We start from the raw sequence: 23232 nt of genomic DNA on the forward strand, positions 1-23232 counted from the left end.
ACCTTTCTCCTCTGGATATGTAACTCATTTTTTAATCGTTTATCTCTTCGATTTTTTCAAGCCGCTCAACTTTTTCAAACAGGGCAATCGATTCAACATGTTCAGTATGCGTAAACATGTCCATGACTGCTGCTTTCTTCAATTGATAGCCATATTGTGCCAGTACACCTGCATCCCTTGCCAGTGTTGATGGGTTACATGATACATAAACGATTCTTTTGGCTCCAAAATTAGGTACATATTGCATAACTTCAAAAGCACCTGATCGTGGAGGATCAATTAATAATGCATCAAATCCTTGTTTCGCCCAAGAATGATGCGAAAAGTCTTTTGTTAAATCTTGTGAAAAGAACACCGCCTGAGACAAATGATTTGCTTGCGCATTCTCAGTTGCTCTGTTGACCATCTCATCACTCGCTTCAACACCGACCACTTGACCTGCCTCACCCACACAACGTGCAATCGGGAGTGAAAAATTACCTAACCCACAGAATAGGTCCAGTACTCTTTCCCCTTTCTGTAATTGAAGCAATTCACATGCCAACTGAATCATCTGTGCATTGACACCACTATTGACTTGAGTAAAGTCTAACGGTGAAAACGCGAATTTGACGGCAAAATCCTCTAAACTGTAATGCAAACGCATTGCCGCTTGTGAATCATCCACGCGATGTAAGCTATCTGCCCCTTTTGGCTGCAAATACAACTGCCATCCTTTGAGTAACGTAAATTGACGTAATTGGTTGACATCCGACACATTTAATTCATCTAAGTGACGAATTAATAATGCAACCTCACTGTCGCCCATCGCCAATTCTATATGACCAATATGCGCTTTGCCTGTAAGACTTTCGAGTAGTTTTTTAAGTTCTGGTAAACATTCGGATAAGGTTTGATCAAGCACCTGACACTGCTGAATCGCAGTTAAATGATTACTGTGATGCTCACGAAAACCCATCACCAATCGATTTTGCTTGGCAATATAGCGCACCCCAATTCGGGCACGACGACGATAATCTGCTTTAACCGAACGAATCGGATCAAGCCATTGTTCAGGTTGTAATCCTGCAAAATGCTGCAAATGCGATTTTAAAACATTTTGTTTCAACACAATCTGTTCATCAGGATGAATATGCTGCAAGCTGCAGCCGCCACATACCCCAAAATGTGGACAAATCGGATCAACTCGCCCCTCAGCAGCCTCACTTTCTAGCTTGACCATGTCCGCTTCTTCTAAGCGTGAGGTTTGATTGGTAATCTTGGCCTGCACCGTTTCGCCGACAAGGGCATAACGGATAAAAACTTTCTTGCCGTGTTTTTCTTTAGGATGATCTGGATGCGTTCCATAATGCGCAATGCCTCGCCCCTCATGAGAAAATGCTTCGATCTGAAAGGTATAGCTTGGATATTGCGTTGGACGTTGTTTCGCTTTGTGTTTCAAAAGATGAACCTAATTTTTTGGCGCAAAAGTATCGGCGGTGAATACAGTATATTGCGATGTTTGCTGCCATACCTGTAAAAAATCTGTTTGTTGCGTTTGCGTTTGTAAATAATCTATGGTGGATTGCAGTAAATACTGATGATCTTTTTGATTCAACTGGCCTTTTAACAACAACCAGCGAAGATAGACCAACCACGTATTCAACACATCCCCTTCACAATAGCTGGTCAATTCTAACCATTGTTTGTTACGGACATATTCAGGCACATGATAGCCTGTTTCACCACGCTTACCTGGAAAACCAAGTAAACAGGCAATATCATCCAGTTTCTGAAAATTACGACCATTAAACATCGCCATCACATCCATCAAGTCGACATGACGATGGTGGTAACGGTTCTGATAGTTGTTAAAGCGTTTTTGCTGATCAATTTCACCTTGATCAAACAAGCTCGGTGCAGACAAGCCATGGTACATGGCACGAAACAGAATCACAGGCAAATCAAATTGCGAACCATTCCAACTGACCAATGTCGGCTGCTTCTTGTCAAAAATCGATAAGAATTTTGCCAACATTTCCGCTTCGCTATGCTGTTCCTGACTAAATGAAAACAGGCGATAGCCTTTTTCATCAATCCATAAACCAGAAATACAGACGATTTCATGCAGAGGCAGACGTTGAAAATCCATCCCCGACTCTTGGCGGCGAATTTTAGTGAGCGCCTGCTCGACATCTGCTTCAGGTAAATCAAGGTGATAAAGATGTGCACCCGCCTTTAAATCGGTCAGGGTCTCAATATCAAAAACTAAAATTGGAAAACGCAAATTCATCTTAAAATTCCCTTACAGAACTGCATTACAGCTCTCTTCAATAAAGGGGGAGCTGTAATTATAACAGTGTAAGGCCAGATGTTAATCTTCATCTTGAACTGAGAATAATCCCGTTGATAAATAACGATCACCGCGGTCACAGATAATGCAGACAATCACCGCGTCTGGTTGTTCTTCTGCAATTTTAATCGATGCCCACACTGCGCCGCCAGAAGACGTTCCCGCACTGATGCCCTCAGTACGTGCCAACTTACGCATGGTTTTTTCTGCTTCAATTTGAGGAATATCAATGATGCGGTCAACACGGCGACGATCAAAGATGGTCGGTAAATATTCTTCTGGCCAACGGCGAATCCCCGCAATGCTTGAGCCATCTGAAGGCTGTAAGCCCACAATTTGAATATCAGGGTTTTGCTCTTTCAGATATTTAGAGACTCCCATGATGGTTCCCGTCGTCCCCATTGAGCTGACAAAATGGGTAATCTTCCCGCCTGTTTGCTGCCAGATTTCAGGACCTGTGGTCAGGTAATGCGCCTCGACATTATCAGGGTTACCAAATTGATTCAGCACAAAGCCTTTACCTTCAGCCTGCATTTGTAAAGCCAGGTCGCGTGCACCTTCCATGCCTTGCTGCTGCGTGACTTCAATCAGCTCTGCACCATAGGCCAACATCGCATCTTTACGCTCTTGGCTCATGTTGTTCGGCATGATCAGCTTCATTTTATAGCCGCGCATAGCCGCAACCATAGCCAAAGCGATCCCCGTGTTGCCACTGGTCGCTTCGATCAAGGTATCCCCAGGTTGAATCTGTCCGCGCTTTTCCGCTTGAACAATCATATTATAGGCAGGACGATCTTTCACCGATCCTGCTGGATTATTACCTTCTAATTTTGCTAATACCGTGGCTTGGGTATGACACGCTAAACGTTGCAAACGCACCAAAGGGGTTTTACCGACATAGTAATCCAGTAAAAATTCATCTGCTAAAAAATCAGTTTGCGTATTCGTCATGATCGACACCGATATTAAGGTGGCGACTATTGTATGAAAAAAACAGAAATACTGCACCATTTCACTCTGCTTTTTATTGGCAAGCAGATGTCTTCGCTTATCATAAAGCATGCTAAGATGTTGCGCAGAATGATAAATCTGACCGAACTATGTCAAATTTCAATAAGACCATATCGAAACGCTTACGCCTCAATCATGCCTATGGGCAATTGATTGCACTGATTTTAGTGCCGATTGCCATATTGACAGGTGTTGGCATTCTTTGGGTTTTATCCGAAACGACCAGCTCTGCAAAATCACAACAACGCTCTGATGCGTCTGCAATTTTGGCACGTTACCACCAAACTGCGAATGACCTATTAAAACTGGTTCAAGAACAACCCGATCAATATGATCGCGCGCAAAACATCATGCAGAAAATGTTTGATGAGAAAAATCTACAGCGTGCGGTACTGATTGATAGTCGTGGTCAAACCTATTTAAGTGTTGGTTACCAAAACAATCGCTTTTGGCCGAACTTTCCAGAAAACAGCAATTTCTTTGGTCCAATTTCGCACAATCACAACAGTATTTATGGCTCGAAACTCGACAGTGCCGACCCTAACTCTGTTTGGTTGATGATTGAGTTAGACAACCAACCCCTCGAATTGGCTCGCTATAAAATCCTACTGTCCTTGGTTGTGACGGGACTGATTACCATACTGATTCTCCTGTTCTGCTTAAATGTGTTCTCTCGTCGCTGGTTGGCGCCGTTATATGAAATTCGCATGCAAATGCAACGCCTCAACGCCGATACCCTTGATCAGCATATTGTGGTGAACAGTACCGGTGAGCTGCGTTTACTACAGCGTGATATCGCCAATGTAGTGAAACGGCTACACTTTAGTTTCTTAGAGTTAAAAGAACACACTGAACAAACCGAAGAAGATTTACGTCGAACACTGGACACCCTAGAAGTTCAGAACATTACCTACCGCCAAGCACGTGACCAAGCGATTTCATCAAACCAATCCAAGTCGGTGTTTTTGGCCAACATCAGTCATGAACTCAGAACTCCGCTGAATAGTATTGATGGCTTTATTCATTTATTACTGCGCCAGCAAAACCTAAGTAATGAGCAAAATCTCTACCTGCAAACCATCCGAAAATCATCAGCACATCTATTGGCACTGATCAATGACGTGTTGGATTTCTCTAAAATTGATGCAGGCAAACTTGAGCTCGAAACTGCACCCTTTGACCTTGAAGAAGCCATTTTTGATGTGATGGATATGCTCTCGCCGTTGGCGGCACAAAAGCATATCAATATGGCCTTTTACTATGCAGAGAATATTCCAAAGCATGTGGTCGGTGATGCGCTACGCTTTAAGCAGATCCTGACCAACCTGATTTCCAATGCGATCAAGTTCACCCCTGATGGTGAAATTATTGTCCGTGTACGCATGGAAGATGATGAAATCGGACAATGCTTACTGCATTTTAGTGTACAAGACAGCGGTATTGGCTTGAGCGGTACAGATCGCAAAAAGTTATTTGAATCGTTCTCTCAGGGCGATGCCTCGGTAACACGTCAATTTGGTGGAACAGGGCTTGGCTTAGCGATTTCCAAACAGCTGGTGCATTTGATGCATGGTCAGATTGGCTTTGAGGACAACCAAGAACGCGCACCAACCGAAAAAGGCTCAACCTTCTGGTTCACTGCTTCATTTAAAGTGGAAGAACAGGATGAGTTTGTTGAACATCCACGTTTCGATCATTTGCAAGTGGTGTCTTATCTTGCCCATCCTGCAACAGCCAGCGTACTGCGTTCATATTTAGAGAACTACCATGTCTCTCATATTGAAACCCAATCCATTTTGGACTTATTCAGTCGCTTAAATCATCTGAATCAGCAAGAAAACACATGGCTGATTGTCGATCATAGTGGTGATACCGAAGCCTTACTCAAAGAAATTCGTCAGCGTTATCATGGCAATTTAGCAGTCTATGGTTATCAAATGAGTCTTGAACCAAACATGCTGAATGAATATCGCGCACGTCCATTGTATCAACCACTGAGTCGTCGTGAATTGGTACAGTTGCTCGGCAACCAACCAGTTTTTGAACAAGAATCCGAAGACTTTAACGGTCAAGGTTTACATGTGTTGGCGGTGGATGATCATTTGCCGAATTTGATTGTGCTTGAAGCCTTGCTCGGTGAGCTGAATGTCACCACCACCAAAGCATTGAGTGGACAAAAGGCCATCGACATTATCCAAGAACGGATTGAACAAAAGTCTCCACCTTTTGACTTGGTGTTTATGGATATTCAAATGCCAGTCATGTCTGGGATTGATACTACGCGTGCCATTCGCTCACTCGAATCTACACTGGATTCAGGCATGCAATTGCCGATCATTGCACTCACCGCGCATGCATTGGCGGATGAAAAACAAAAGTTGCTCAAAGTCGGTATGAATGATTATGTGACCAAGCCAATCCAAATGGAGCAAATCATTCAGATCCTAACCCATTGGACCAAGAACAATTTCACAACTCAACCTGCAACAACCGAGCCGAAGCGCCCAACCGAATCAATTGATCCCCAAATTCTGAACTGGCAACAAAGTGTGCAGCTTGCAGCCAACAAAGAAGATTTGGCGCAAGACTTATTGAATATGCTGGTGGACAGCTTCGATACTGAACTGGCTGAAATGCAGCAATTAATTGAGATGGAAGATTTCCCTCAGTTGGAACATGTGCTACATCGTCTCTATGGTGCAACCCGCTATGTCGGCACGCCGAACTTACAGCAAGTGTCAGGTGAGTTTGAACAATTTGTCTCAACTTTGCGTAAAGAGCGGCGCAAGGCTGATGATGTATTTATCCGTGAGACCAATCATCGTTTCAATGAACTCAGCACAGCGATTGAACAGGTTCGACAGGCGGCCAATTTAATCTTGCACAGCTACGATAATTAACGTGACTGCCCTGTCATGTTTCGATGCAGGGACTCATGTTATGCTGCCAAATCAAACACAATAAGAGTAAGGCAGATGGCACTTTTACGCGTTGAAAAGAACAATGGAATCGCAACAGTTTCCTTAAACCGTCCAGATAAACGTAATGCAATGAGCTTTGCCTTACTCAAAGAACTGGTGGCAACTGCAAAAAAAATTGAAAAAGATCGTTCAATCCGCTGTGTCATTCTCACTGGTGAAGCACAGGTCTTTAGTGCAGGCATCGACCTTTCTGATTTAAACAATCCTAAAAATACCGCTTTCGCCGCATGGGAACTGATTAAGCCTGGACAAAGCCTGTTCCAGAAGGCCTTCCTGATCTGGCAAAATTTACCAATCCCTGTGATTGCAGCCATTGAAGGTTATTGCTTTGGTGCTGGGATGCAGCTCGCACTCGCAGCCGACATCCGTATTGCGACGCCAAGCACACAAATGTCAATTATGGAAAGTCGCTGGGGCCTTGTACCAGATATGGGACTGACACGTTCTCTGAAAGGTCTAATTGGTGTTGATTTGGCTAAAGAGCTGACCTTAACTGCACGTATCTTTGATGCTGAATATGCCAAACAAATTGGTCTGGTCACCCATTTAGACAATGATCCATTAGCAAAAGCAAACATCATTGCCGAAGAAATTTTACAACGCTCACCAGATGCCATTATGGCAGCGAAACGTGTTTTGGATGCGATGGAGCACCAACCTGAAAAAGCATTACGTTTGGAAAAACTTTGGCAGCTCAAACTACTTTTAGGTAAAAACAGCAGTCTTGCGCGTAAAAAGGACAAGAATCCAGAGGTTCAATTCCTACCACGCCAATACAAATAATCCCGACTGGAGTACATTCACATGCATGCGAATCAACAAACACCAATCGCTTTCTTGGGTATGGGTTTAATGGGCACACGTATGGCCAGCCGACTAATACAAGCAGGTTATGCTGTAGCGGTCTGGAACCGTAGTCCACTTGCATGTGAACCTCTGCAGCAACAAGGTGCATTACACTTAAAGCTCGATGACATCGGAAGCTACCCTATTATTTTGACCTGTTTGGCCGATGATCAAGCGGTGCAGAGTGTTTTTGCCCAGATTCAACCGTATTTGAAAGCTGAGCAAATCATTGTTGATTTCTCGAGTTTGTCAGTCTCTGCGACTCAAGAATTGGCTCAGTCTGCTCAACAACAACAGGTCACATGGATTGACTCTCCTGTATCAGGTGGCACCATCGGTGCAGAGCAAGGCACACTGGTCATTTTTGCAGGCGGCGATGCCGAGACAATCGAACAGCTCACTCCGATTTACAATGTACTCACACAGCGTGTCACCCGTATGGGAACATCGGGTACCGGACAAGCGACTAAAATTTGCAATCAATTAATTGTTGCTGCCAATAGCACCCTGATTGCCGAAGCTGTCGCCCTTGCCAATCAAGCAGGCGTCGATACCACATTACTGGCACCTGCACTCGCGGGTGGTTTTGCCGACTCAAAACCCTTTCAAATCCTTGCACCACGTATGGCGACTCAAACCTTTGAACCTGTGCAATGGAAAGTGCAAACCCTATCAAAAGACTTAAACAATGCCTTACTTTTGGCACAAAGTTTTAACTTAAAGATACCTGTTGCACAAAAAGCTCTATTACAGTTACAAGCTCACCAAGAAAATGGCTTTGCTGATAAGGATTTAGCGACTATCATCAAAATTACAGAACAATAATTATTGATTCAGGGAGTCAGAAAATGAGCCATCTTGCAGTCAATTTATCCATGATCTTCACTGAAGTCCCTTTAATTGAGCGCTTTGCTTTAGCGCATGCGCATGGTTTTCAACAGGTTGAAATTCAATTTCCCTATGAACTCGATGTGATTGATATTCGAACTCAACTTGAACAACACAATCTTTCACTGTGCCTGATTAATGTTCCTGCGGGTGACTTGATGCAAGGCGGCAATGGGCTTGCAGGTGTGCCGGGACGAGAAATTGAATTCCATCAAGCGCTTGAGTTGGCAATTCGTTACGCCACTGCACTGGATGTGCCACGTGTGAATATTCTCGCCGGTAAACAACCGCTGGATGCCGATCTGCTGCCGTGTCTCAACACGCTTGCAAGCAATCTAAAACTGGCCTGTCACATGCTGACCGAACAAGGTATCGAACCCGTTTTTGAAATGATTAATGGCACCGATATGCCTCGCTTCTTGGTTCAAAATATTGCCCAAGCCCAAGAAATGCTGGAAGCCATCAACCATCCCGCCCTGAAAATGCAATATGACTGTTACCACATGGCGATGATGGGTGAAGATGTATTAGCGGGATTACAGGAAAATATCAATCAGATTGGACACATCCAATTTGCCGACTGTCCAGACCGACATGAACCCGATACTGGAAATATCCCCTATAAACAAATCTTTGACTGGTTGCTACAAAGTGACTACCAAGGTCTGATTGCTGCGGAATACAGACCAAAAACGCAGTCAGATCAATCTTTTGCATGGAAAAACAAGTATTTTTCCAATGATGTGAATACATAAACTGTTACTGCTAAAATTTGAACTTTTTAGAGAAAAACGGTATATTTGACAATGAGCAATTGTCAGGAAAATATACCCTCTATGAATTTAGAACCATCGCCCAGCGCTTCTAATTCTCACGACCTAAAAATCAAAACAGCGAACAAAGATGTACAAGCGTGCCTAAACGTTGTACATGAAGCTCTCACTGATGTAAAAGCCAAAGATATTCTTGAACTTGACGTAAGTACGATCAGTAATGTTGCCGATGCAATTGTGATTGCAAGCGGTACATCGACTCGTCATGTTAAAGCCCTTGCAGACAATGTTGCTGATGAAGCACGTAAAGCAGGTTTCCGCCCAATCGGTGTCGAAGGTGAACGCGATGCTGAGTGGATCTTAATCGACCTCGGTTTTGTTGTGGTACATGTGATGTTACCCACCGCGCGTAAGTTCTACGACTTAGAAAGCTTATGGCGTGCACCCGAATCTGTAGCGTAAAGCTCTCCAAAAAAGCGACCGAATAGGTCGCTTTTTTATGGCATATTCAAATCAAAAGTAGGCTCTAAACATAGATGCACAACAAGCCGATTTAACCCTAAATTTCCGACCATTCGTTGTAAAATATAATCGCAGTGCTAGTATTAAATCCTCTCCTCAAGTACAGCTAGAATAAGATGAAAGATTCAGCCGCATGGATTGAAACACTCCATAAGATTACTGGATTGGCTCAATCAGGTTTGCACTACAGCAAAGATGTATACGATAAAGAGCGTTATCAGCAATTACTTGATCACGTCCGTACCCTGATTGAATTAAAAGAAATTGATACCACTCATTTTATTTCCAATGTCTTGCAAGATATTGGCTATGCAACACCTAAAATCGATGTGCGCGCTGTTGTCTTTAAGGACAATAAACTGCTCTTAGCTAAAGAGACACAGGATGGCTTATGGTCTATTCCTGGAGGTTGGGCAGATGTTGGCTATTCCGCTGCAGAAAATGCTGAAAAAGAAGTCCTTGAAGAAACAGGATTAGAGGTGAAGGCGGTTAAACTCCTTGCGCTCACAGACCGAAGAAAGCACCCTCACCCCGCCATGTTTCTGCACGTGTATAAAGCCTTCTTTTGGTGTGAACTGATTGGCGGTGAACTCAAGCCAAGCATCGAAACCTCGGAGGTGGCTTTCTTTGGCAGAGAAGAATTACCGCCGATTTCGACAGCTCGTGTTACAGAAACACAAATCCATCAATTTTTTGAGTTATTACAAGGACTACCCGAGAATACCTATTTCGACTAACTTCTAATTTAAAGAGCTCATCAAAAAACATGAGCTTCAAACAACAATATCGCTCTCATCTAAAGACGAGCAAAAGCCAGTCATCTCCCATCTTCAAATTTGACATGACAAATTGTCAAAATTGCAGCACTATACAGATTCTTGCAATCCCACTAAGAAATAGCATAACTGGAGTACAGGAAGTGAAAATACTGATTACAGGTGCCAATACAGGTATTGGTTTTGCCACAGCAGAACAGCTGGTTAAACAAGGGCAACACGTGATTCTGGCCTGCCGAAACCCACAGAAAGCACAACAAGCACAAAACAAATTACGGGCACTCGATCAAGGACAAGTCGATCTCATCTCCCTCGACCTCAACAGTCTTGAACTGACTCGAAAAGCCGCTGATGAAATTGCAGATCGTTATGGTAATCTGGATGTATTGATCAACAATGCAGGCTTATTTGCCAAAACCAAACAACTGACAGCCGATGGCTTCGAGCAACAGTTTGGTGTCAATTATCTCGGTCATTTTTTATTGACCCAAAAACTGCTTCCCGTTTTAAAACAATCTCCTCAAGCACGTATTGTGCATTTAGCCTCAATTGCACATTGGGCAGGCTCAATCAAACCCAACAAATTCCGTGCAGAGGGTTTTTATAATCCGCTATTTTATTATGGACAATCTAAACTCGCGAATTTACTGCTCAGCAATGCATTAGCGGAGCAACTGGCAGATAGCTCAATCACCAATAACGCCCTACACCCAGGTGGCGTCGCTTCCGATATCTATCGCGACTTGCCCAAGCCTGTCTACGCCGCCATGAAACTAGGCTTAGTCCCTACTTCTGTTCCTGCAAATTTGATTAGCCAAATGGCGATTGGCGATGAATGGAAAAATCGTAATGGGGAGTATGTCAGTGCGCATATGCCAGATTGGAAATCTCCACATGCCAAAAATCAGCAATTGGCACGCGACCTCTATCAACAATCTATGCAATTGGTCGAAAAGTTTCTTTAAACAAAAATAAGTCAAATAAAAAAGCCACCCAAGGGTGGCTTTTACAATCCTAATTAGGCCAGTTTAATGACCACCACCATTGATTGCTTTCGTCATATCTTCCACAACTTTCTTGGCATCACCGAAGATCATCATAGTTTTTTCATTGTAGAACAAGTCATTGTCTAAGCCAGCATAACCTGTTGCCATAGAGCGTTTGATCACCATGATGGTACGTGCTTTGTGTGCTTCAAGAATCGGCATACCATAAATCGGTGAGGTCGGATCGTCTTTCGCCGCAGGGTTAACCACGTCATTTGCACCAATCACCAGTACCACATCTGTTGCAGGGAAATCTGAATTGATCTCATCCATTTCCAAGATGTCTTCATAAGCAACATCTGCTTCAGCGAGTAATACGTTCATGTGACCAGGCATACGACCAGCAACTGGGTGAATCGCAAAGCGAACTTTTACGCCCTGCTCTTTCAAGATTTCACACAATTCTTTCACCGCATTCTGTGCACGACCTTGCGCCATACCATAACCCGGTACAATCACAACGCTGTCTGCATTTGACATCAGGAAGCCTGCGTCATCTGCTGAACCAGAACGATGGTTACGTTGAACTTGCTCACCTTTATCTGCTGATGCAACTGCCGCACCACCCATTGCACCACCAAACAATACGTTGATGATTGAACGGTTCATCGCCTTACACATGATGTAAGAAAGAATCGCACCAGATGAACCTACAAGCGAACCTGCAACAATCAACATATTGTTTTCAAGTGTGAAACCAATACCTGCTGCAGCCCAACCCGAGAATGAGTTCAAAAGTGAGACCACAACTGGCATATCACCACCACCGACTGGTGCAATCCATACCCAGCCAAATGCAAGTGCAAGTGCTGTCATTGCCCAGAATGCAGTCATGTTACCCGTAGTGAAGAAGTAGAAACCACATGCAAGCATCGCAATAAAGATCGTCGCTTGAACCGGTTTAACCCATGCACCAGAAATTGTTTTTGCCCATTTCTTCGCAGCCAATTTACCGTAAGCAAATACAGATGCAGTAAATGTGATCGCACCAACGAAGCAGCCCACGAACAATTCAAATAAATGAACCGAACTCATATGTGCATGTTGAACACCCGCAGCCGTTAAAGCAGCTTCATTTTGCTCAAATAATGCAGTGAGTTGGTTGTTGTGCAGAATCGCCGCAATTGCAATCAATACCGCAGCCAAACCCACCAGAGAGTGCATCAACGCAACCGTCTCAGGCATTTGTGTCATTGGCACTGTTTTCGCACGTGCGATACCCACAACCGCACCCAATACCATTGCACCACCGATCATCCAAACAACAGGATGTTCAGCAACAAAGAAAGTGGTGACTACAGCAATCGCCATTGCGATCATACCGTAGCGGTTACCCGCAATGGCAGTCTTAGGACCAGACAAGCCACGTAAAGTTAAGATAAAGAGGACAGCACCAATGAGGTAGAACCAATCCGCATAGTCTCGAATGAATTCCATTGCTTAGCCCTCTTTTTTCTTTTGCTTCGGCTTGAACATTTCAAGCATACGAGCAGTTACAGCAAAGCCACCGAAGATGTTGATACTTGCCAAAAATACAGCAATCGCACCAAGGATACTCACCACGTTTACACTTTGGAATGCAACGTTAGCATCTACACCAATCGCAGGCATACCCACTGTTTGGATCATCGCGCCAACCACAATAATGGAAGACAACGCATTGGTTACCGCCATTAATGGTGTATGTAACGCAGGCGTTACCCCCCACACCACGTAATAACCAACGAAGATGGCAAGGACGAAAATTGTAATCGTTTCAACCATGAGAACTCTCCTTAACCGCGCTTGAGCAGTACTTGACCGCCATGAGTCACGAGTAACGCTTTTTGGATTTCATCTTCTTGATTGATCGCAAAGGCTTTGTCTTTGTCGAATAATGTCTCAAGGAAGTTAAAAACGTTACGTGCATACAGTGCAGATGCTTCAGTCGCAACTGTGCCTGGAATATTTGGAATACCCAAAATCTTCACACCATTTTCAGTTGTGACTGTTTCGCCTTCTTTAGAACCTTCAACGTTACCACCCGTCTCAACTGCCATATCTAAAATGACAGAACCCGGTTTCATTTTGGCAACGGTTTCAGCTTTAATTAAACGCGGAGCATTACGACCTGGAATCAATGCAGTGGTGATTACGATGTCAGCATTTGATACAGCTTTATCTACAATCGCAGCTTGATCTTTGATGTATTGCTCACCCGGCTGCCAACCATAACCGCTTTTCGCAGCTTCAGCAGCGCGTTGTTTTTCTTCATCGGACATTGGCACGTCTAGCCATTTGCCGCCTAGAGATTCAACTTGCTCTTTTGCGGTCGGACGTAAGTCTGTTGCTTCCACAACAGCACCTAAACGTTTCGCAGTCGCAATCGCCTGAAGACCAGCAACACCAACACCCATAATCACAACACGTGCAGGTTTTACAGTACCTGCAGCTGTCATTAACATTGGGAACATACGTTGATATTCAGCCGCAGCTAACAATACAGACTTATAACCCGCCAAGTTTGCTTGAGAAGAAAGTACGTCCATGTTTTGTGCGCGTGATAGCGTACGTGGCAGTAATTCCAATGCAAAAGCAGACACTTGCTGAGTTGCAAACTGGTCTAATTCTGGATTGCGGTAAGGGTCAAACATTGCAATTACAGTCGTATTCGCCGCAAGCTTTTGAATTTCGTCACCTTTAGGGGCACGTACCTTCAAAATAATTTGGCTGCCTGTATATGCATCGTCCGTAATGGTTGCGCCAACTTGTTCATAAGCACTGTCAATATACGCTGCTTTAACTCCAGCACCACGTTGAATGACAATACTATGACCTGCGTTAATCAACTTCTTCACTGTTTCTGGTGTAGCCGCTACACGACTTTCACCTGCAACAGTTTCGGTTGGGATTCCGATCTGCATGAGCGTTCCTCAAGCTAGTTTTTCTTAAGTAAACATCGCCAAGAGCAATGTTTCCCCCAGGAGTATTCTTTGTAGAAATTTGGATTCTAATGGAACTTTTTTAAAATGCCACCCAATATTTATTTAATAAATACCTATATTTTGAACTGATGATTCACATTTATATTTAGAGCTTGTATGATCCGCAGGTTTGCCTTTTGATCGAACAACGCAGATTTTTCATCTCTTCTTCACATATGAATCTGATCGCTTTCGCGTTTAATCGGTCCATTTCTATACTGCATCCTTCCTAATTTAGAAGATCACAGCGGTATCTATTCAATACATCTACCTATCACCCTAATCATCAGTCGCGATTAACCAGGTCCATTTTCATTGACATTGGTTATTTCTTTGACGCTCTACCGATGTATTGGTTGAATCGGCATCATAATCATGCAGTTGTAGTGAGGGATTGGCTTCTCTTCACTTTATATTGGTCTTTTCGGCGAGTTTTTATCAAACAATTTATAACAAGGCGTCAAGAGAGCCTATAAAGGAAGGTTTCTCTTTATCAATAAATCTGAATTGAATGAAGTAAGTTGTTCAGAAAAATTAAAAAGAATGAAAAAAACTTAAATAGGCATTTTTTCAAGTGATATTTGTATGGTTTTGTCTAGCAAAAGCTGCTTTATTGCACAATATTGGTGCAAATAGTAAGCACTCGCTCAATTAAGCACTTTATTTAATCCCTAAAAAATCGAAATATTGAGAAATAGTTCGTTTATTCTGACTTCTACTTATTTTGAGTTCAAAATATTCTTGACCTCAAGTTAGATTGAGCTTTGATACTAAATCATCTCCATCTTCAATGTGATGTGTCACGATGAAACCGACCTTTAAAATGCTTAATCCCAGAGAACTTTATGATCCACGCAGTAATGGCTATAGTCATGTAAGCATTATTCCCCCCAATATGCGGATCATTCATATTGCAGGCCAGGGCGGTGAAAATAAAAATGGTGAGCTCTCTAAAGATTTTGACCAACAGGTACAACAAGTCTTCTATAATATTCAACACGCTTTAACTTCAGCCCAAGCACAACTATCAGATATTGCCGTTTTACGTATGCTCGTGGTTGACCATAATGCGGAAAAACTTCAAATCTTGGCTAAAACCATACAACAGTTGTGGGAAAACCATGCCTTCCCTGTCTGTACCCTTATTCCTGTATCACATTTGGCATTAGCAGGGATGCAAATTGAAGTTGAAGCAACGGCCTATACCGCATAAATCAGTAATAGAGAAAATTATGTCTGCCCCTCAAGATATTAGTCAAAATAAAACCTTACTTTGGTTTATGGCTGCAGCGTGTGGTTTGTGTGCAGGTGCTAACTATTATAGTCAACCTTTGATTCACTCAATTCAGCAGTATTTTGCAGTGACCGAAGGTCAAGCAGCGCTCACGGTAACCTTTGCTCAAGTCTCTTATGCATTGGGCCTGCTGTTTATTGTCCCAATGGGCGATGTGGTGAACAAAACCAAATTCATTCCTTTACTCATGGTATTTTGTGCTGTGGGCTTATTCATCAGTGCTTTCTCGGTCAACTTACCGATGCTTTGGCTCGGTACTGTCATGGCAGGGCTATTCTCGGTTGCGGCACAAGTCTTAATTCCGCTTGCCACCATGACAGTTAAGCCTGAAAAAACGGGGGAAGTGATTGGCTTCTTGATGAGTGGCTTACTGGTGGGTATTTTGCTTTCAACCAGTCTTGCAGGCTTGTTTTCTAATCTGTTTCATTGGAAAGTCATTTATGTGGTCAGCGGTGTGCTCATGCTGATCTTGGCCTATGCATTGAAAAGCCGCTTACCTTATGCCATGCGCATGAAAATGAATTATGGGCAAGTCTTTGTCTCCATGGCGCAGTTACTCAAGCAAGAGAAGCGCTTAGTCTTACGTGCGCTTGCAGGTGGCTTCGCCTTTGCTGCGGTCAGTATTCTATATTCAACAATTGCACTACTGTTGACCTCGGCACATCATCTTCAAGATCTGTTGATTGGTATGGTGCCTTTGGTCGGGATCTTTGGCGCCCTCTCTACGCAATATATCGGTAAATATGCAGATCAGGGCTATACTAACCAATTGACTTGGATGGGTTGTGCTTTATTTATCTTGAGTTGGATCTGCTTCTATTTTGGACAAACATTTTTATTCAGTTATATCCTTGGCTTTGCCTTGATTCAGTTGGCATTGGCCTTAGTCCATACCAGCAATCAAAGTGTGATTTTCCGTTTACGCCCTGATGCAAAATCTCGTATCAATGCCATTTATATGACCGCCTACTTTACCGGTGGTGCATGTGGTTCGGCACTTGGTATTTTTGCCTGGAATCACGGTGGCTGGAGCATGACCTGTTTAGCGGGAATCAGTTTGGTGTTTGCCTGTATGTTGTTTAGCTTACTCGATTATCTTTTGACGAAGAAAAATAAGATAATCACCACCTAGATATTCATCCGTATAGTGAAAATTAAAGTGATCAGGATCAGCATTGGTGAATTGATCACAAAACTCGTATAATGCTGCCCTTTCTTTGCTTGTCCACATCCGAGATCCGTTTATGCAATCACTTGAATCATTACAGCCACGTATTTCCGTCGCGCCGATGATGGATTGGACAAAAAAATAAAATAATTTATTAATTTTCAGCAACTTAAAATAAAAAAATTAAGTTAAGGTGTAAGTTTGGAGTAAACTTTATTTTAATTTATCAAAACATAAATCTTCAATATTTTCACTCCCAAATAGATTATTCACAGTTACAAGAGCTGTATCAGATAGTGTTTGAGTAGCTAACACAGCTAGTCTTGTCATTGGACGAGAAATTGATACATAAAATAGATTACGGGCTCTATGAAAACCATCGAAGTTTGCCGTAGTCAACTTTTTAGTCTCAAGCAACTCAAAGAGCTGTGGCCACTTATAATTATTCCATCCGCCACCTAAAATCACTAATACATTCTCAAACTCAGCGCCCTTAACACTATGCTGCGTTGCAAATGGAGTCTGCTTTTCAATAAACTTTGTAACCTCAATTACTTCCTTATATGGGATTTCTCTTAATTTATTATAACGTAATAGTTTTGAAGACATTTCCGTGTCAGGCGAGTTCCTAAATGAAATAAGCTCATCGTCTCGTCTAAGTACTCTATCTGGAGGAGATGGACGTTTTGTATGCTTTAAATGGTCTATAACTTGCCCTATTGTCCCTTCTTGCCTTAGTTTTAATAATTGATCCATATCTCGGCGCCAACAAGATTTATCTTCATGCTTAGTTATTGCTGGCTTTGAGCCAAAGATTTTAAACATCTCTCCATAATTTGATAAGCCATAGTTGGCACTCATTGGTTCAACTATTTCTGCAAAAAATTTTATTACTGGGTCTTCTTTTTTAGCAAATTGATCATTACGTCCTTCAAACACTTTAATTAATTGAGGATATCCTTGTTCAGAAGCTAAAACATTATGGCTTAACATCAATATTTTAGTTTTTTCAATATCCCAACCCTCATTTTTTAGTCTCTGTATCAAACTTGCACGAGTAGATCGAGCTATATTTATTGGCAAATCCTCTTTTGAATGCCTCTCATTAGTCCGTGTCCCCCTATAAGAATTTGTATGAAAGAATCTAGCCTCACCTTTTGCATCTGGTAAGCTTACAGCTTGCGGTAAGTCTGGTCTTAAATTATTCAATATATTTACAATTGCTGGAACTGATCGAAAATTTGATCCTTTAGCAATCTCTTCAATTGGATACTCTGCTAACCCATATTCATTACCATAAATAGTCTGCCAATGATCCCCAAAAAGACCAAACAGCGGACCCACTTTTGGTTTTAAGAAATACTCTGTAATAGCCTCCATAAATTGGCGATTTGTATCTTGATATTCATCAATAAAAACTACTGGAAACTGATTGCTAAATATTTGCCTAAACTTTTCTTTACTTAGTAATTTGGCCATCATCATTGGAATATCATCATGACTCAGTGTAATTTTCTGATCATTAACACCAAAGAAGCCCAACTCATATTCCACTGATTTAGATCCAATGCCACCACCTTGTTCAACTTTTTCTTTTCTTAAATGATCTTCAATAAGAATCTCTCTTATAGCTTTTTGAAATTGGCGCATAAAAGCCCATGAGAATCCATGGATAGTATCGACTAAAATTGCTGGATGATCTTCAATTTCCTGAGCAATCTCATTTCTTGCAACTTCGGTATAAGTAATACAAGCTACTTTTTTACCTGCTTGCATTAGTGATGTACCACGTTCTTTAATAATTGATTTTAGGGCATGAACTAAAGAAAATGTTTTCCCTGCACCTGCACCAGCTTCTAGCCGAAAGCTTCTCCCTTCTTTTATAGCTGCATTAATTTTTGCTTCAGCTACTTGAGCAGCAATTATTGCTGGATTGTTTAGAATCTCACTCATGCTACTTTTTCGCCTGTAATTAATTCAAAATTTGAGTTTTCTATGGTGTCCATTTCAGATAACCAAATTAAACCTTCCTTGATATATCTTGGTGCCAACCAATCTTTTATTTGAATTGCATATTCTAAGGCGAAATCAGCTTTCTTAAGTCCCTTTGCTTTTTCCCAAGCCGCAATAGCAATATCTTGTTCTATTGGCAGTTTAAATTTAGATAGATTGGCTAATATGAAAGCATCCTCATAACTTCTACCACAAATATTACTTTCAGGATCTTCTGGTATTTGATATGCAATTCTACGAAATTTAACTTGTTTCTCTTCAGCTGTCTTAGCAATCAAGACTGAAGGGGAAATTTGACTATCATCACTTTCTGCCTTTTTCTTAACCTTACCAGTATCATCAACGTCTTTAGGATAAAACCAATTTTTAATAGCAGCATTTGATATATTCTCACCATCAGCTACAGGACATTTCACCCATGCTTCTACCTGTTTTCCATTCTTAGTTATCATCTCTTTTTTTGTTGAGTCTAGATCAGTGATTACCAAAGTTTTCAACTCGAGAAAGTCAAGAAGTGGATAAAAAATATGAGCATATGCTCCCCCTACTTCAACACAAGTAACATATTGTCTGGCCAGTTTTTGTGATTCATCAAGAGTTTCATCGACTAATTGGCATAACCTTGGCATTAACAAACGTTCTGTTGTTCCTTCAACTAAAATAGCTTTATCAGCAAAGTAAAGATCACACTTCGTTAAGGTCATATATTGATGTAGAAATTTTTGATCTGTATCCGAAACACTACTCAAGCCTTTCTTAAAATCTTTAACCTTTGTATGGCGTATGTTTTCTACTTTATCCCTTTCATTATAAAAATATCTAACAGCATCAAATGTTGCTGCATTGGCAACATGTGGAGAGTGTGTAGTGATAATGAACTGGATATTCCATTTATCTTCGTTAGAATAACTATCAGATAATTTCTGAACAGCCACATTTAATTGATTAATAAAAACTTCCTGCATTTGAGGATGTAAATGAGCTTCTGGTTCTTCAATAAATATTAAATGAGTAGCCGGTCTAATTGATTTGGATCTGTAAATTTTGTGGTAACTTGCTAGCTGTAGCAACATGTAAATCAAATTACGAGTCCCTAGACCATTATACCCTTCAGGTAAATGGACTCCATCAACTCCGCTATAAACGACCTTAGTATGTCCTGATAATAATGATTCCACGTTTAATGATGTCTCTGGTCTTATCTCAGTATCATTAAGACTTGGAAATCCCATTACGTTCATAACTGGCAGTAATTCTTTAAGCATGCCATCAAAGTCAAGTTGGACATTATGCTCAATACTTTCAACAGATTGCTTTAATCTTATAGCTAAATCTTGATCAGCCTCGGCCGCAGACGGTGCTGTAGCTGTTTTAAATAACTCACTCAGCAGTTTACCTATTACATCAGCATCTCCTAATTTTGTTTTATCAAGATTCCTTTGAGCCAAAACAAAGTTACATTGCAACAACGCTGTTAACGCAGATGTCCCTTCAAAATCTCTTATATTTGTACTATCAGTAGGATCAATTGCACTTACATGAACCCCATAAGCCTTAGACAAATTACTCTTCAAATTTTTATAAAAATGTGTACGAGGTTCAACTGTTGCTGAAGATAGAGTAAGGTCGAATAATAAATGCATATTTTTCAAAATAGGGCGATACTCAATTCGAACAATAGCTGTTGTAGAATCTTCATCTAAATCAATAACAAAAGGGGATAGAGAGCCTAAATCAGGCGAAAATTTATTATATCGAAATGTAAGCGTAAGTGAGATTCGAGGAAGTGCTTCTAGTATCTTTTCTGGACTTCCCCCTTCCTCTCTTAATTCTTTGGCTTTTAGAAATTTCTCTCGTGATAAAACTGAAAAATCCTCTAGCCGAAATCGTGCTCCAGACTCACCACAAAAACAATCAAAAATACTGGTAAAAGATGTCTTTCCACTATTATTACGCCCAACAATTACAGTTGAATTCTCTTCTAATCCAAATTCAACGCTCTCAAGAAGCCTAAAACCTTCTACTTTAATTTTTTCAATGAGCATTATTACCCCCAACTATTTATTTTATTGTAAGCTTTAAAAGCTTTCACTAAGAGTTTAACCTAATAGCTAAGATACTATTATTTATTTAAAAACAGAAAATACAACTAGAGTATAAAATATTATAATCTTTAGAATTAGATTCAAAAAAATAAACTTGCTCTATTTAGCCTTGTTGATGGATAGGTAATTTCAACGTGCCAAGCAAGGTGATAAAAACTAAAGCAGTTAAAATTATTAATAAGATATTGATTCCCCACTTTTCAAGAATAAACGCAGAGATGAGAGGTCCGAAAGCCAAAGCAATCATGATAGGCCGCCCCAATAGACCCATTCTAATTGCATACCCCTCCTGTCCAAATAGTGCTAGAGGTAATGTGCCTCGAATAATTGTAAGAATACCATTCCCTGCGCCGTATAAAGCTGCACCAAGCAAAGCTAAAACATATCCATCCGCGAACAAAAAAAAGAGACCAAAGAAGCTAATCAATACACCCAAACGACTTGACAAACTAGGATGTAAGTTTCTAAACAAAGAAAACTCCAGCAATCTCGCTATGATCTGCGCGGGACCAATCATCATCCCAATCGCAAGGGCTGTTGATACACTAAAGCCAATTGTTTTTAGCATCGATAATAGATGGACTGAAATTGTCGCCACTACAAAAGATTGTACCGTCAAAATAGCGGCCACCAACATAAATAGTCGATTATCTTCTTTGTGTACCGTGGTTTGGTTATTGAGCTCTTTAGCATGAGTTTCCGTGCCTTGCTCTTCTCTAGGAAGTAAAAAGTAATGCAACGGTAGACCTAGAAGTAGATGAAACAATGCCAGAATAAAACAACTGATTCTCCAACCGTATAAGCCTTCTAAAAATACAATTAGCGCCCAACCGATGGTACTGGCTAAACCGCCTAATAATGTCACACCAACAATCGCCGTTTTTGCATCTTTACCAAGTAATCGACCCAATGTTGAAAATGCGGCATCATACAGGCCAAATGCCATACCAATACCGAGCATTGTCCACGCAAAATAATAAATAAGTAGATGAGTAGAAAGCCCTAAACATATCAGCCCGACAGCAAAGAATATTGAACCAATAGACAGTGCTTTTCTTCCACCAAATTGCTCGATAAACCGCCCAACTTTTGGAGAACAAATACCTGTAACTATAAATCCCCAAGACAACCCAGCAATCACTAAAGTTAGAGACCACCCTGTGTCTTTGGCAATAAGATTAGCTAGTACTGCGGGTAAATAAAAAGTGGAACTCCACGCAAGAATCTGCGTGAAGCCCATGACAGCAATAAGTTTGTATTTTTTTGAATGAAGTAGCATCACAATAAAGAAATATCCATAAAGTATTGAGGGGCAATGCAAACCTTTCTATACACTGTCTTAAAATGCATAGCTCTTAAACATTAGCCAAATAAGCATCTATTTCATCTACCGTCGCTCTTGCTGTTCTAGAAACCCCAATTAATGTTGCAGATGCCATGCCTGTCCATTCCCCATAGCCGACCAACCAAAGGTTATTTACTTTTATTGAGCGCCCATCATTCACAGCAACTGTCTGATCAAGTTCTACCACATCAAGACTTCTTAAGTGATTCAATGAAGCTTTAAACCCTGTACACCAAATCACAGCATCTACAGCTTGTGTTGAACCATCAGCCCATATAACTGAATTCTCTTCAAATGCAGTAAAAGGTTCTCGGCTATGCAATACGCCACGTTCGCGTGCCTCTTTTACACTGTCAATCATGACAATATCACCTAGACCACCAACGGGCTGATCAATCACACGACCTTCCTGTTGGGCTTTTAAACGTTCAGTTGCTCGAAGAAATAAAACACGCCCATCAACATCATCAGATAAAAATTGAGGTGGAGTTACTGTGACCCAAGTGGTATCTGCAACTTTTGAGACTTCGGCAAGAATTTGTGCACCTGAGTTGCCACCACCAACTACGATCACTTTTTTATTAATAAAAGGCTCTGAATTTACATAATGTGCTGAATGCGTTTGTATTCCTTCAAATCGCTCATATCCGTCATAACGCGGAATATAAGGCTGACTCCATGTCCCAGTAGCGCTGACCACCGCTTTTGCTCGCCAATATTGATCACCAGCATAAACATCTAAGTAACCAGCTTTTTGTTCGATATGATCGACATGAACTGGTCGAATAATCGTAAATTGATAGCGTTGCTCATATGCCGACAAGTAGTCAATCACTTCATTTCGCGTTGGGTAGGTTTGTTCAGTTGTTGGCATCATCCAACCTGACAACGAGCTCCAAGTATTTGGAGAAAAAAGACGAAGCGATTCCCAAGCATGTGACCACGCACCGCCCGCCTGAGATTGATCATCTAAAATAATAAATGGAATTTTCTTACGTTTGAGGAAATAAGCTGTAGCAAGTGCTGCCTGACCACCACCAATAATGACTACATCGACTTCAGCTTGTAATTGAGTCAAAGCATCTCTCCTATTATTTATTGTCATAATCAAAATTTAACGCCCAGTCTGCAACAGACTGGGCGTATTTCATACAATTTTCAAGCGCTTA

Annotated in this window: 19 protein-coding genes and 1 pseudogene; 10 read left to right on the plus strand and 10 right to left on the minus strand. The window is 41.4% G+C overall.

Translation table 11 applies throughout. The features are described 5' to 3' along the window. Positions 1 to 31: 31 nt before the first annotated feature. The 3 genes from rlmD to cysM form a co-directional block, all read right to left on the minus strand. Positions 32 to 1441 (minus strand): 23S rRNA (uracil(1939)-C(5))-methyltransferase RlmD, encoded by a 1410-nt coding sequence (gene rlmD / locus F993_RS06155; RefSeq protein WP_004655697.1) that lies wholly within the window; start codon positions 1439 to 1441, stop codon positions 32 to 34. A 9-nt stretch (positions 1442 to 1450) separates the two neighbouring features. Further along, positions 1451 to 2266 (minus strand): 3'-5' exonuclease, encoded by an 816-nt coding sequence (locus tag F993_RS06150; protein ID WP_171066073.1) that lies wholly within the window; start codon positions 2264 to 2266, stop codon positions 1451 to 1453. An 87-nt stretch (positions 2267 to 2353) separates the two neighbouring features. Further along, positions 2354 to 3283: a cysteine synthase CysM gene (cysM, locus tag F993_RS06145; RefSeq protein WP_004655699.1), complete on the minus strand. Its 930-nt coding sequence runs from the start codon at positions 3281 to 3283 to the stop codon at positions 2354 to 2356. Between the two features lie 149 nt (positions 3284 to 3432). Here cysM and F993_RS06140 point away from each other — a divergent pair, with 149 nt between their 5' ends. The 7 genes from F993_RS06140 (at position 3433) to F993_RS06110 (ending at position 11094) form a co-directional block, all read left to right on the plus strand. Continuing rightward, positions 3433 to 6243: a GacS-like sensor histidine kinase gene (locus F993_RS06140; RefSeq protein ID WP_004655701.1), complete on the plus strand. Its 2811-nt coding sequence runs from the start codon at positions 3433 to 3435 to the stop codon at positions 6241 to 6243. 75 nt (positions 6244 to 6318) lie between these two features. Beyond that, positions 6319 to 7107, plus strand: coding sequence for a crotonase/enoyl-CoA hydratase family protein (locus tag F993_RS06135; protein ID WP_004655703.1), 789 nt, complete (start codon positions 6319 to 6321; stop codon positions 7105 to 7107). A 21-nt stretch (positions 7108 to 7128) separates the two neighbouring features. After that, positions 7129 to 7995, plus strand: coding sequence for an NAD(P)-dependent oxidoreductase (locus F993_RS06130; protein ID WP_004655705.1), 867 nt, complete (start codon positions 7129 to 7131; stop codon positions 7993 to 7995). A 23-nt stretch (positions 7996 to 8018) separates the two neighbouring features. Beyond that, a complete protein-coding gene (locus F993_RS06125; protein WP_004655707.1) occupies positions 8019 to 8813 on the plus strand; it encodes a hydroxypyruvate isomerase family protein in 795 nt (264 codons plus the stop codon). Between the two features lie 81 nt (positions 8814 to 8894). Beyond that, positions 8895 to 9293, plus strand: a complete 399-nt coding sequence (rsfS, locus tag F993_RS06120) for a ribosome silencing factor (protein ID WP_004655709.1) — start codon at positions 8895 to 8897, stop codon at positions 9291 to 9293. A gap of 176 nt (positions 9294 to 9469) precedes the next feature. After that, on the plus strand, positions 9470 to 10090 hold the full coding sequence (locus F993_RS06115) for an NUDIX hydrolase (protein WP_004655711.1): 621 nt from the start codon (positions 9470 to 9472) through the stop codon (positions 10088 to 10090). A 182-nt stretch (positions 10091 to 10272) separates the two neighbouring features. Then, positions 10273 to 11094, plus strand: a complete 822-nt coding sequence (locus F993_RS06110; RefSeq protein WP_004655713.1) for an SDR family NAD(P)-dependent oxidoreductase — start codon at positions 10273 to 10275, stop codon at positions 11092 to 11094. Between the two features lie 63 nt (positions 11095 to 11157). On the opposite strand, the gene F993_RS06105 is transcribed toward F993_RS06110, so the two are convergent. Genes F993_RS06105 through F993_RS06095 form a run of 3 tightly spaced genes read right to left on the minus strand, consistent with a single transcriptional unit; the run spans position 11158 to position 14078 of the window. Beyond that, a complete protein-coding gene (locus F993_RS06105) occupies positions 11158 to 12612 on the minus strand; it encodes an NAD(P)(+) transhydrogenase (Re/Si-specific) subunit beta (RefSeq protein WP_004655715.1) in 1455 nt (484 codons plus the stop codon). A 3-nt stretch (positions 12613 to 12615) separates the two neighbouring features. Continuing rightward, positions 12616 to 12939, minus strand: coding sequence for a proton-translocating transhydrogenase family protein (locus F993_RS06100; RefSeq protein WP_004655717.1), 324 nt, complete (start codon positions 12937 to 12939; stop codon positions 12616 to 12618). An 11-nt stretch (positions 12940 to 12950) separates the two neighbouring features. After that, the gene (locus F993_RS06095; protein ID WP_004655720.1) at positions 12951 to 14078 is read right to left on the minus strand and encodes a Re/Si-specific NAD(P)(+) transhydrogenase subunit alpha; all 1128 of its coding nucleotides are present in this window, start codon (positions 14076 to 14078) and stop codon (positions 12951 to 12953) included. Positions 14079 to 14943: 865 nt separating this feature from the next. Between F993_RS06095 and F993_RS06090 the strand changes: the two genes are divergently transcribed. The 3 genes and pseudogenes from F993_RS06090 to F993_RS20925 form a co-directional block, all read left to right on the plus strand. Then, positions 14944 to 15351, plus strand: a complete 408-nt coding sequence (locus tag F993_RS06090; protein ID WP_004655722.1) for a RidA family protein — start codon at positions 14944 to 14946, stop codon at positions 15349 to 15351. A 19-nt stretch (positions 15352 to 15370) separates the two neighbouring features. Continuing rightward, positions 15371 to 16564: an MFS transporter gene (locus F993_RS06085; protein ID WP_004655723.1), complete on the plus strand. Its 1194-nt coding sequence runs from the start codon at positions 15371 to 15373 to the stop codon at positions 16562 to 16564. 112 nt (positions 16565 to 16676) lie between these two features. Then, a pseudogene (locus F993_RS20925) lies at positions 16677 to 16742 on the plus strand (hypothetical protein); the annotation flags it as partial. A gap of 71 nt (positions 16743 to 16813) precedes the next feature. On the opposite strand, the gene F993_RS06080 reads toward F993_RS20925, so the two are convergent. The 4 genes from F993_RS06080 to F993_RS06065 form a co-directional block, all read right to left on the minus strand. After that, positions 16814 to 18553 (minus strand): UvrD-helicase domain-containing protein, encoded by a 1740-nt coding sequence (locus F993_RS06080; protein WP_004655725.1) that lies wholly within the window; start codon positions 18551 to 18553, stop codon positions 16814 to 16816. Further along, a complete protein-coding gene (locus F993_RS06075; protein WP_004655727.1) occupies positions 18550 to 20658 on the minus strand; it encodes an ATP-dependent nuclease in 2109 nt (702 codons plus the stop codon). The genes F993_RS06080 and F993_RS06075 overlap by 4 nt, the downstream gene beginning before the upstream one ends. Positions 20659 to 20821: 163 nt before the next feature. After that, positions 20822 to 21997 (minus strand): MFS transporter, encoded by a 1176-nt coding sequence (locus F993_RS06070; RefSeq protein WP_050560258.1) that lies wholly within the window; start codon positions 21995 to 21997, stop codon positions 20822 to 20824. 76 nt (positions 21998 to 22073) lie between these two features. Continuing rightward, entirely contained in the window at positions 22074 to 23141 is a 1068-nt protein-coding gene (locus tag F993_RS06065) for an ArsO family NAD(P)H-dependent flavin-containing monooxygenase (RefSeq protein WP_004655731.1), read from the minus strand. Between the last annotated feature and the right edge of the window lie 91 nt (positions 23142 to 23232).

This window comes from Acinetobacter proteolyticus (assembly GCF_000367945.1).
Classification (GTDB): domain Bacteria; phylum Pseudomonadota; class Gammaproteobacteria; order Pseudomonadales; family Moraxellaceae; genus Acinetobacter; species Acinetobacter proteolyticus.